The sequence below is a fragment of the Okeania sp. genome (genome assembly GCF_983059655.1).
In genome coordinates this window covers 1-12324 of record NZ_CEZPJD010000167.1, presented here as the reverse complement: position 1 = coordinate 12324, position 12324 = coordinate 1, and the positions used below count along the sequence as shown (strand labels likewise).

The following is a 12324-nucleotide window of genomic DNA, read 5'->3' as shown; positions in this document are numbered from 1 at the left end:
TTGTTCTTGAGATTCAAATAAGGCTTCTTCTGCTGCTAAAAACAGACTACTCGGTTCATTTTCGCTAGGAATTGTACAAGCAATTCCCATACTCATAGTTACTATAGAATTAGGTAAATTAGTCAACATATCTCTGTCAGGAGATAAAGTTAGTTCTTTGATTTCCCGAATAATTATTTCAGAAATTTCTATTGCTTTTATGCCATCTATTTTCAGCAAAATAATTATAATTTTTTCGTTTTCATTGTTGAAATATACGTTGTTAATATCCTGTAAAATTAGAGAAATTTTTTTTGATATAATTTGTAAGCAATTATGATTAAATTTAGTTCCATATTGATTTTTATAAACTGTATAATTATCTATTTCACCTAAAATCAAAGCAATAGGATAGTTTTCGGCGACTATATTATCCCATTCAATCTTAGTGAAGAAGCTAAAAAAACTATAATTACTGATTTTTACAGAATTAATATTTGTAAAAACTTGTGGATACTGATCGTCTTGATTTTTTGTTTTTTCTGCCACAGTTAGATCGCTTGTCTCTCCTAATTTTTGTCCTTGAAAATAGAGAGAATATAACTTACAGCCAGGAACACAAATATTTCCATCTACTTTGACTAATCCTAAATTTTCTAGTTGGTAAGTAATCATCGGTTCCAATTGAATATTCGTTGGCTCCGTAATTAGTTGTGTAAATATAGCTGCGAGGTTTGGTTGTTTTTGTAATACCATCCATAAACTGCGTAAATAATCACTATAAATTCCTCTTTGAGTAGGAGCATCTCTTAATAATTCTTCAAAAGTTAAATTGTGATGATATAAATTATCTAAAGCTAGATGTACTAAATAGGGATGCCCACCTACTAAATTCATCAATTCTTGTATTTGTCTTTCTTGTAAATTCAGTCCATAACGTTGAGAAAAATCTTTAACTTGCTCTGGTGTAAATTCAGATAATCTAATGGGTAACCCAAGATTAAATGGCGATTGATTCACACTTAATGAAACATATATTTCAGTAGCATGAACTAATACTAATCGCAGTTTTTTCCAAATTTCTACTATCCGAGCCTGTTCATGCCAAAATCGTAATAATGGTAAAAAATCATGAGTAATTTTAGTATATTTAAAGACGCAATTAACTTCTTTAAAAATCAAAACTACAGGAGTATCAACTTCATGTAATAATTCTTCAAAAAAAATCGTACAACAGACCTTATATCCTATATCTTGGTCCCAATAATCATCTATATTATAATTCGATTTTAGCTGTCTAGTAAGACTAATGCAAAACCAACGTAAGAATCTTTCTGTACTCTCAAAAACTGCTGCATCAGTCTCTAAAAAATCTATAATTATGATTCGGTAATCTAAAGTTTTAGTATAGTTAATCAATCGTAGTAGGAAAGAAGTTTTTCCCATTTGTCTAGGCCCTCTAATCCTAATCAAACTACCTGGAGTAGCAATTTCTTGATATACACGTTCTTCACAGGGCGATCGCTTGATATAAAATCTGGAGTTAAGTGCTATGGGTGTTCCTGGACTATCTGGCCTGGGACCTATACTTTCTGAGTGAGGAATATATGTCATCAGATTTAAAAGATTATGTATACATTTATAGCAGTTTTAGCTTCATTAGACTACAGTTATATATAAAATATCTACAAGAATTATAGTTTTTACTGAGTATTCTATCTTCCTGAAAACTGCTCTAATTTATATTCAGATATAGCCAGTTGAAATGAATCGTGAAAAACTTAAAAATATATGAATATTTCGTGATTTTTACCCTTGTTTGTTAGCTCTTAAATTATCTGAATATCCTCTAATATTTCCAAGTCTAATGCTAATTTATTTGTATTTTTTGTAAAGATAATACTATCTTATATCATGTCCGGTTGAATAATTAGACTTTGGTGCAAGGAAGGCAGAAGGTTTTCTCCTGTTGTTACCTTAATTTTATACACAAACGATGCTACCGGACATGATATTATTTGGTGTTTAAATTATCAATTTAGCTCAATATCTTTCTTTATTAAGAAATACATAATAATACTAACTACTACCGGAAAGCTGATAATTTATATATTTTCATATCGATTATTCAAACATTTTGCATAAAAATCTCCAGGAAAGAGAGAGTAGAGAGTAGGTAGGAAAGAATTGATAATTTATGTGCGATAATTGATTTTATTTTTTATTATTGGAGATGTCTAATAAAAATCTGTAATGAGTGAGCAAACTATTTTCTACCTTCCACTCTTTTCTCCTGTCTTGCTGCCATCAAATTATTAGTATTCAATCTAACAAAATATAACCTGTCAATAAATAGTCACAACCAACAGCACGAATACTAACATTTTCTAACTCAATAGCTTCCGTCATCTTAATTAATCCTAAATCTCCCACAGGTGAAGGTGCTCCTTGCCCGCCAATAATTTTAGGAGCAATAAAAGTCCATATTTTCTGCACCACACCATCAGCGATCGCCCTTGCTGCCAAAGTCCCCCCACATTCCCAAAGTACCGAAAGAAATCCGCGATTGTAGAGATTTTCCATCACCTTTGCCGGAGTCAATAATGAAACTTCTACTACTTCAACCCCCTTTTGCCTCAAATATTGCTGAAATTCTTGATTAGACCCTACTTCTGTAAACACTAAAGTATTAGCTTCATCAACATCCCATAAATTAGCCTCTGTCGGTAAATCTAGACCGCGACTCATAACCACCCGCAAAGGATTATCAATTTGACTGCTGCGACTCGTCAAAAGCGGATTATCTCGACGCACCGTATTGCCTCCAATAATTACAGCATCACAAGCAACCCGTAACTTATGTACTTCACTCCGCGCTGCGGGTGATGTTACCCATGCACTATGACCTGTAGTAGTAGCAATTTTGCCATCAAGAGTCATGGCATATTTCAAGATTCCAAAAGGTTTTTGGTGGAGTATTCGATGAATAAAAGCTTCATTTAGTTGACGACATTCAGCTTCTAACACTCCTACCACCACTTGAATACCAGCTTCTCGTAATTTTGCAATACCACTACCTGCAACTAAAGGGTTAGGATCGATCATTCCAACCACAACCTTTGCCACACCTGCTGCAATTAAAGCTTCCGTACAAGGTGGCGTGCGTCCATAGTGATTACATGGTTCTAAACTTACATAGACAGTAGCTCCTTTTGCTTTTTCACCTGCCTCCTTGAGAGCAAAAACTTCTGCATGAGGATGACCTGCACCAGGATGAAACCCTGTTCCCACAATTTGGCCATTTTGAGAGATCGCACAACCTACCATGGGATTAGGGGCAGTTTTACCTAAAGCATGTTGGGCCAGCTCTAGACAATAACCCATAATTACCTGGTCGAATTTTTGTTGATTTTCACTTCGATCTAATTCTGACATCTTCAAATTTTTAACTTCAAAGTACGAATTAAATAGGGCTTGCTGAATAAAATTGTAATGAATACCTGTAAAGGCTTCCAAAGTTAAATATTACTGAGGGGGTTCAAGGTTTTTGGCTTAATTAGTCTCAAAATGCTAATATTTTTCCCCTGACCATCAGAAAATTTGGCTGTAGCAGGTAGTCTAAACTGTTGCCTGTTGCTTATTATCACCATCAGACTTTTTCAGCAAACCCTAAATAGACATTTCCAGAAAAAAGGGAGTATAAAGTAGTAGCGCGTCAAGCTGAAAATGGTGTATTAAATTTTTGAGTATAATTCTTGCTCTGACTAAGGTTTGGAGAATTTTCCTAAAACACTATTTCAAGCTTGACGCGCCAGTAGGGATTAGGGAGAAAGAATTAATGAATAAGAGTGGGATAATTAATTTTATTTTTTATTATTTGAAGATGTTTAATAAAGAAAGAAAGTAATTAATGCTCCACAAACTAGGGTGTCTCAAAAAAAATATGCTGATTGCTGTTTGCGCAGCATTCCACAGGAAAAGCTGACCGCTGAGGTGCTTCTTTAACTACTCTTAAGACGCTCCATTAATGCTTCAAATCTAGACTTTCCTGCTGCACTATTGTCTACTGATTTTTCAGTATTATCATTCCTATAAGTATTTTGATAAAGCAAATCTTGATGTTCGCTAAAGCGAGTTACAGTACCTCGTAATCGAGTCGATAAAAATTTAGTAATTGCTCGATAAAATCTGAGAGAAAATAATACGTCTTGCTCTAACTTTTCATTTAATTTTTGTTTGGGGATAGACAGAATTAAAGTATTTTCTATCGCCTTTACAGTAGCAGATGGTAATCGACCATCTACAAAAGACATCTCTCCCAAAATTTCACCAGAAGTAATAATACCTATTTCTTGATTTCCCACACCAGCTACATAAGCTTTCATTGTGCCATCAAGTACAATATAAAGAGCATCAATTGGTTGACCTTCATGGATTAATATGGTGTTAGTAGTAATCTTTTCCTTACTACCATTAGCAATCATCCAATCAATGTCATGATTACTTAATTCCCCTAAAATAGCTAACACTTTACTCATAGGATATTTCTTGAAAAATACATCATTTATAAATGACTTAATTTAAGTATTTAACTGGACATAATACATTCAACCTGAAACGGTGATTTATTCTTACTATACAGATTTTACCAACATTAATACCAGCGATCAAAAATAATACTATAAAAAGGAATTTGGAACTTTATACCTACTAAAAGGCCGATATTCATATTTCTTACCAAAAAATTAAGGTATAAATCCTCTACTTTAAAGCCGATATTCATATTTCTTAGCAAAAAATTAAGGTATAAATCCTCTACTTTAAAGGAGAAAAAAGCGGTTGTTAGTGAGCTTACCATAGGATGGGATAGCATTAGTGGAGCTGGTCTGCAAGAACGGGTTTCCTAGCCATATCCAATTGACAAAGATAAGAAAAAAAATCTTTTTAGCCAAATATTTACTATTACAGAAGAGGTAATAATTAATAATTAATTGTTGAACTCATCTCTATCATTATTTTTCTTGTTTTTTATCCCTATAAGTATTCAGCAGCCAGCCATTAGCTATGTGTTATTAACTCATTATCATACTAAAAGAGAATTATCCACCAAGGATAATTAAAATGCATTAATCAAATTTGCTGTCACTTAACCTCAGTTATTGCTTGAATATATTCATACATCTAAATTGTTGCTTGCGGAGCATTCTGTAGGAAATGCTAATAGCTGAATGCTTACTTCTCTCTTACCTTTTTGCAAAATTGTTTTAGTCAACAATTAGTACTAAATAACTACTAGGAAAACTTTTTTGGCTTTACCACGCTCCAGTAGAATGCCACCACCATTCCTAGTAACTTTGTAAATCTAAGAGCTTTATAAGTTATCAATTGCCCCGATGAGCTTAATATTTTAACTATTTAGTTAACAATACTTCACAAAGTTAGTTACTATAGTTTAAGATGAGTTTAACTTTTTCTTAGTCTATCCATAGACAAGATAATTGATCGCTTTGAAAAGAGTTATAAAAGCTAATAATCCTGATAAGGAGTTAAAATATAACCATGACTGACAACTACCCTTCAACTACTGAGAAACATTTAGAAAATTATCTTGAGGTAGATAAACCAGAAGAAGCTTGTGGTGTTTTCGGAATTTATGCCCCAGAAGAAGATGTAACTAAACTCACATATTTTGGCTTGTATGCATTACAGCATCGGGGTCAAGAGTCTGCGGGAATAGCTACTTTTCAAGATGATAAAGTTTATATACATAAAGGAATGGGGCTAGTATCTCAAGTATTTAATGAGTCCATTTTACAGCAGTTGCCTGGTAATATAGGAATTGGTCATACTCGTTATTCCACTACAGGATCTAGCCAGATTATTAATGCTCAACCTGCTCTTGTTGAGACTCCTCTTGGGCCCTTAGCGATAGCGCATAATGGTAATCTTGTCAATACACAAGCATTAAAAAAAGAACTAATCAACCGTGAGTGTAACTTTAAAAGCACCACAGATTCAGAAATGATTGCATTAGCGATCGCTACAGAAGTTAAAACTGGTAAAAGCTGGCTAGAAGCTGCTATTAGTGCCTTTCATTTATGTAAAGGAGCTTTCAGTTTAACCATTGGTACTCCAGAAGGTCTAATGGGAGTACGTGACCCCCACGGTATACGGCCCCTCGTAATTGGTACTTTAGAAGATATCAACCCAAAAAGATATGTCCTCGCCTCAGAAACCTGTGCTTTAGATATTATTGGAGCAGAATATCTCCGAGATGTTGAACCTGGAGAATTAGTTTGGATTACAGAAGAAGGTATGGCTTCCTTCCACTGGAATCAGAAACCACAAAGGAAGCTATGTATTTTTGAAATGATTTATTTTGCCCGCCCTGACAGCATTATGGAAGGTGGTAGTTTATACAGCTACAGACTCAAAATAGGACGCCAGTTAGCGAGAGAATCTTTAGCAGAGGCAGATATGGTCATAGGCGTTCCTGATTCTGGTATTCCAGCAGCGATAGGTTTTTCTCAAGAATCAGGCATTCCTTACGCAGAGGGATTAATTAAAAATCGCTACGTTGGCCGTACCTTTATTCAGCCCACTCAACACATGAGAGAATCAGGTATCCGAATGAAACTTAACCCTCTCAGAGATGTATTAGAAGGTAAGCGAGTGATTATAGTTGATGATTCCATTGTACGTGGCAACACCAGTAAAAAAATCGTTAAAGCTTTGCGAGATTCTGGCGCAACAGAAGTTCACATGAGAATTTCTTCTCCACCGGTTACTCATCCCTGTTTTTATGGCATTGATACAGATAACCAGGAGCAATTAATTGGAGCTACAAAATCAGTTGCAGAAATTGCCAAACAAATAGGTGTTGACTCTTTAGCTTACTTGAGTTGGCAGGGAATGTTAAAAACAACAGATGAAGATCCTAATACTTTTTGTTCTGCGTGTTTTACTGGTGAATATCCTATTCCTTTACCAGAAAAATTGAAGCGCTCTAAACTTATGCTTGAAAACACTGTCCAAGTTTAGAATGATAAAATGTAGCTTCTTGCGTATCGTTTAAGTATAATTTTAGGGTTAACAAAATAGATAGTAAGTAATATTATGCCTGCCTGTCTAACTTATGGTTCAGAGAATAGAAAAGCAGAGGATAAATACTGAATATATATTCTATTATGCAGTAAAAAAATAATACTAAAAACACTCAAGAAGCCAAAAATTAAGTAGGTCGGTGTTGAAAATTATCTTTATTTCAAGGCACCTATTCTGAGGGCAGAGGGCAGAATGCTGAAGGGAATAGAGTTTTGGGCAAGTTTACTTTTCATTAGATACTTTTGTTTTTTACACCATCCTACTTAATTATAATAGTAGCTCTATACTGCTGATACCTTAATTACTGAATACTTACTATAATTATAATGTTAGTGAAAACTGCTATAATTCTCAGAGTCAAAGCTAAACTTCAGAAATACGCAGCAATAAATAATATTTCGTGCATCTCAATTCATCCAAAATTTTTCAATCCTGATAGTGGCTTTCAATATAGATAGGCTACAGTGGCCTAAAGCATTATCCTACTGCCTACTCCCTAACCAAAAAAAATTGTGTAGTCTACCTATAGCAGTCAAAGGAAAGGGTGCGGAAAGATCGAGAGCTTAAAACATCAGACAACCCAATAAGTAGTGGCGTGACACAGCTGAAACTATGGATTAGGTTTTTTCTACCTTGTCCCCCTTGTTCCCTTTGTCCACCTTGTCTTTCTTGTCTCCCCACACCCCTTGTGTAATCCACCATTTAAGATGTGTCACGCCAGTAGGTAGGCGTTAAAATTTGTAGTTAGATGAAGACAAGAGGTAGAAAGCAGAAGGGAAGAGGTTTAAGAGCTACTTAACTTTTTGTTACATACTTAGTTTTTTTCGTGCCTACCTACTTATTTTTCCTTCTTCCTTCTTCACTTTTGAATGAAAAACGGGCGTTGGTAAATGATGGTATGATTTTTCGTAGCCAAATATTTAAAATAGCTTTTTACCTTACTATCAATCTTTATTTAATCCAAATTTCATACCTTATTTTACCAATGCCGAAAAGCGCTGTAATATTTATGGCAATCAAAAAGTTAACAACTATAGTCATTCTGAATAAGAATGGAACACTTTTTCAGCTAAAACCCCTTCACAGTAAGAAAACTTCGTCTCAATCTAAACCAGAATGACTATATTACTTTTGAGTATCTACACCTGTAACCTTTGTGGATCCTAAATATTTCCTTAGATAAGGTGAAAATACTTCATAAATTAATGTTAGTGGCTGGCCATGATGCCAAAATAGGTAATGTCGTCCCCAAAATGGTCCTGACTGGCCAAAAGCTAACTCTAATTCTCTAGAATGACCATAATAAATTCCCTGGACATCTCGATATAGTTCAGTCCGCAAACGAGCTAAACTAGCCCAGATAGGCAAAGACCGATTTTGCAAATACTCATCCACATGACTCGCTTCCCACCAGGAAGCAGCGTAAGCTAGTCTTTGTCCTGAAGTTGTTCTTAACCATACTTGCCGTCGCAGTCTAGGGCCAGGTACGGCATTGATTAAGTCTGGGGCATTATCGAGATTCATGCCAATGGGAGACATATCAATTACATCAACTTCTGTAGGTTCAGTTGTCAAAAGTTGTAAGTGACGAGTGGGAGAGCCATCTCCAAGTAGTAATATTTGCCATGCAGGTGAAAGTTGAGAGTGAGGTAGACCTTGGCGAACTGCTTCTTCTCCTCCTTGCCATAACGGATCTAGAGAGTACCAAGGTTTGGGTTGTATAATAGGAATTTTGGGTGAAATAGCAGTCATTTTTTTTTCTTCACAAAACTTAACTTAGTTATTCCGATCATAGCGTCCCGACTCAATTCTTTCTACTAGCGTCGCTACGCGGAAGTCAAAAGTTAAAAGTCAAAAGTTAAAAGTTAAAAGTATTGATTTGTAATTGTTCCCGCGATTTTGTAACTGGTCAGTTATTTCCGCCATCCTGCACTAGCATCAAAATCAGGGCTATTTAATTCGGGTTTGTTGAAAAAGTCTTATAGGTAAGGGTAGGAGACAGGAGACAACCCACCCCTCGCCCCTCCCCCTCCCAGGAGTGGAACAGGAGAAATGGGAATTATAGAGGAGGTAGGAGGAAAAATAATCAAGGGGTTATTCTGCGCAACTATGGGCCTAAAATGCTAATTTTTTGAACCATTACCGAATAATTAACTAATTAATAATTAAATAATTCGCGCCTTGAAGCCTCCCCTTTTAAGGGGAAAAAAAGCGGTTGAGGGATGGCGAGGTCCCCTCGCCATATCCAATCAACCAAGACAGCGGTCGTTTGCGGAGCAGTCCGTTAGGATGGGATGGCGTTTGCTATCGCAAAGCTGCGCTAACAGCGGAGCGGCTCTGATAAGAGCGGGTCTCCTCGCCATATCCAATCGACCAAGAGAAGAAACAATATTTCCTTATATTCAATTCCGTAGCGGTTAAAACCCGAGGTAATTATCAATTATCCATTATCAATTATCCATTAATGAAGACCTAAAAGCTTGGATTTTTTTTAACTGAAACTCGTAAACTAAAAGCAATAGCTGAAGTCCACAGTTCCGACCATAGGAGGCTGTCTGACGGCTGTTTGGGCAGCATTCCGGAGGAAATGCTTACCATATAAACATATACTGTATAACCGGATTCTATATAATCTATAAATAATCAAAATCATGAATAAAAAACAACCATCATCCTTATGGAAATCAATGACTAACAAGGCATCAATAGTTGGAGAAAATATTGGTAAAAAAGTATCTAAAGCCGGAAAATCAATCGGTGAAAAAGCTTCCGAAACTGCTAAAAGTAAAGCTTCAGAAATGGAAGAAATTATCAATAATAAGACATCAAATATTGGTAAATATTTTAGAGAAACTGTTAAAGAATCTGCTTTTGGAACACAGCAAACTAATTCTGAATTATCACCAGAAATAGAAAATGATTTAGAACAAGAAGAAATATATCATATCTTTGTTGCTTATCAGGTTGCTAGTCAGGGAGGTACTCAAAAAGTAACCCTCAAATCAGGTAAAAGCTATAACGTGAGAATTCGTCCGAATAGTAGTGAAGGTTCTACTTTACGATTAAAAAAATGCGGTTTACAAGGAAATGATGCCTTTCTAGTTTTACATACTTTTTATAATCCCGAATTAAACCTAGACCGTCGGATGAATAATTTGGTAGTTCATGCATCAATTTATGAAAGGAGCAAGACTAGATGTTTAGAAGCTTATAACAGAATTAATGCTGGTTTATATGTTTATGATTTAGCAGCACTCAATCTATTAGATTTTTTTGTTAACTCTTCAAATATAGATTCCTTGATTGGTTTACGCTATACTATTGCCAGTGAAAATTCGCGGTGGATAGGTATTGATAAAAGTTTGGAAGAAATTTTAGAGTTTGCTAATTTAAGCGATGTTAAAAAGTATCAAATCAAGAGTATTTATCAATATATTAAAGCAGGAGATCCTTTGCCTAAATTAGATGATTTTCAACAATTAAATGCAATTATTTTTAATTCAACAATCTCCTCTGAACTGAAAGATAAATATTTATTGGCAAGTGCGACATCAACTGGGTTAAGAATAGATATGTTAATTGTAGATTTGATTTACAATAGCTCAGAAATAAATGATAATCAGCGTCGGAAGTATTTATCGTTATATCAACAGATTAAAGAAGGTGCAAAAGTCGCAGATAATGTAATTTCAGAAAGTTTAGACGCGATAATTATTCAGGCAGAAATTCCGAGAATATGCAAGATTGTATATAAACTTCTAAGAGAAAGATATTTTGAAATAGAAATAGAAAGGCTAGACCGGGAAGAATTTTATTTAGTTTTGAGCAAATTCAAGAAAGTACAACAATTTGTCAAACAGGCAGAAAATAAAACAAAAACTACCAATAGTTTCGGGAATATTGCCATTCAGAAAGGAATGTTAATCGAGGAAGCAGATGATGCAGTAGTTAGTGGTGGTGTTGGAGTATTAGCAGGAGTAAAAGTATTAAAAGGAGGAGAAGCTTTAATTGGGGCCGTGGGTTTAGTAGCGATCGCTTCAACTTTAGAAATGAGTATTCAGGAGAAAATTAAATTAGGAATTACTGAGGAGGGAAATTTTTCTGGAGCGGTTGCTTATAGTGGAATAATGAATGCTATTAATCAAGTTAGTTGGGTAATTGGCGATGGTGGAGAAAGAAAATTAGAGCAGAAATTAGACATTTTCGGAATGTTCAAAGGTAGTCAGGATAGAAAGCAAATTTTGCAAGAATTGGAAACTAAATTGTATAGTTAAAATCCATAATATTTTATTGATTAAAAGTAAGCATTCTGTTCTTAGTTAGTAGTCAGCTATCAGCAATTAATAATTGATAATTACTACTAAAGTTAAGGAAGGGCACTTTGGTAGTAAATTTTAGTTCTATTAAATTCTCGAAATTGTATTTAATATCTACAAAATATACTTGATAATTCAGAGTTTTTTTTGACAATATGTGACTTGGTTAGTAAACCCCGACAGTTTAGTTTGATAAATATGATGATTCAAATTAGACGCTATAACCGTAATTTTTCGCTTTTATTTGATTTATACTTCGACTATTGTATTCTGAGAATACCAAACCAATTGAATGAATATGTCAGAATCGAGAAAGCCACAATATCCTGTTATTTCTTATAATCATATTCTTTCTGAACTATCTGTTAATAGGAAAGACCCGTGTGAAGTTATTCGTGAATTAATTTCTAATTCTTATGATGCCAATGCTTCTCAAATTAAAATATACCCACTTTTGCAAGAAAAAGGATTTATATTTTTTGATAATGGCATTGGTTTAAGTGAAACAGAAGAAATTAATGGTATTACTCCTTATGTAGATTTTTTCTCAATAGGAAAATCCACAAAAATTCAAGGAGAGTCTATAGGGTATAAATGTCAAGGTTCTAAACTTTGTTTTGCATCTAAAAAAATTACTATTATTACTAAATGTTCAGATGAACTTTGGTGGCGATACATATCAATAGATAATCCACAAAAAAATATTAATGAGTTATTTGATATTTCTTCTCAGTTTGAGCATCAACCTTGGGATAGTCTAAGTGAACTTTTTCCCACAGCAAAAGCTCAAACAAAAAATATACTTAATAAATTAAATCAAGATTTTTTTACTACTCAATTTAATTATCAAGGAACAATGATTATTGTTGAGGGATTAGATGTTCAAGACTTGTCAAGTTTTTATTCTTAAAATGAATATGGAAAA

7 protein-coding genes are annotated in these 12324 nt (G+C 34.4%); 3 read left to right on the top strand and 4 right to left on the bottom strand.

Going from position 1 to position 12324, the window contains the following annotated elements; all coding sequences use genetic code 11:
• The 3 genes from AC3DU7_RS11765 to AC3DU7_RS11755 form a co-directional block, all read right to left on the bottom strand.
• Positions 1–1593: AAA-like domain-containing protein (locus AC3DU7_RS11765; RefSeq protein WP_488039536.1), on the bottom strand; the 1593-nt coding region annotated here is incomplete at its 3' end.
• A gap of 708 nt (positions 1594–2301) precedes the next feature.
• Positions 2302–3414 carry a bifunctional diaminohydroxyphosphoribosylaminopyrimidine deaminase/5-amino-6-(5-phosphoribosylamino)uracil reductase RibD gene (ribD, locus tag AC3DU7_RS11760; protein ID WP_488039535.1) on the bottom strand — a complete coding sequence of 371 codons (1113 nt, stop codon included), beginning with the start codon at positions 3412–3414 and terminating at the stop codon, positions 2302–2304.
• 566 nt (positions 3415–3980) lie between these two features.
• Positions 3981–4517, bottom strand: coding sequence for a cyclic nucleotide-binding domain-containing protein (locus tag AC3DU7_RS11755; protein ID WP_488039534.1), 537 nt, complete (start codon positions 4515–4517; stop codon positions 3981–3983).
• Positions 4518–5538: 1021 nt separating this feature from the next.
• Here AC3DU7_RS11755 and purF point away from each other — a divergent pair.
• Entirely contained in the window at positions 5539–7020 is a 1482-nt protein-coding gene (purF, locus tag AC3DU7_RS11750) for an amidophosphoribosyltransferase (protein ID WP_488039533.1), read from the top strand.
• A 1188-nt stretch (positions 7021–8208) separates the two neighbouring features.
• Here purF and AC3DU7_RS11745 read toward each other — a convergent pair.
• Positions 8209–8835: a chorismate lyase gene (locus AC3DU7_RS11745; RefSeq protein WP_488039532.1), complete on the bottom strand. Its 627-nt coding sequence runs from the start codon at positions 8833–8835 to the stop codon at positions 8209–8211.
• Between the two features lie 899 nt (positions 8836–9734).
• Between AC3DU7_RS11745 and AC3DU7_RS11740 the strand changes: the two genes are divergently transcribed.
• Positions 9735–11357, top strand: coding sequence for a hypothetical protein (locus AC3DU7_RS11740; RefSeq protein ID WP_488039531.1), 1623 nt, complete (start codon positions 9735–9737; stop codon positions 11355–11357).
• Between the two features lie 340 nt (positions 11358–11697).
• Complete coding sequence (locus AC3DU7_RS11735) at positions 11698–12309, top strand: ATP-binding protein (protein WP_488039530.1); 612 nt, start codon at positions 11698–11700, stop codon at positions 12307–12309.
• The last annotated feature ends 15 nt before the right edge of the window (positions 12310–12324 follow it).

What these genes read in the sequence shown, in the direction of transcription:
- AC3DU7_RS11755 (WP_488039534.1), bottom strand. Translation starts at nt 4,517, where the DNA reads ATGAGTAAAGTGTTAGCTATTTTAGGGGAATTAAGTAATCATGACATT.
- AC3DU7_RS11740 (WP_488039531.1), top strand. Translation starts at nt 9,735, where the DNA reads ATGAATAAAAAACAACCATCATCCTTATGGAAATCAATGACTAACAAG.
- AC3DU7_RS11735 (WP_488039530.1), top strand. Translation starts at nt 11,698, where the DNA reads ATGTCAGAATCGAGAAAGCCACAATATCCTGTTATTTCTTATAATCAT.
- ribD (WP_488039535.1), bottom strand. Translation starts at nt 3,414, where the DNA reads ATGTCAGAATTAGATCGAAGTGAAAATCAACAAAAATTCGACCAGGTA.
- purF (WP_488039533.1), top strand. Translation starts at nt 5,539, where the DNA reads ATGACTGACAACTACCCTTCAACTACTGAGAAACATTTAGAAAATTAT.
- AC3DU7_RS11745 (WP_488039532.1), bottom strand. Translation starts at nt 8,835, where the DNA reads ATGACTGCTATTTCACCCAAAATTCCTATTATACAACCCAAACCTTGG.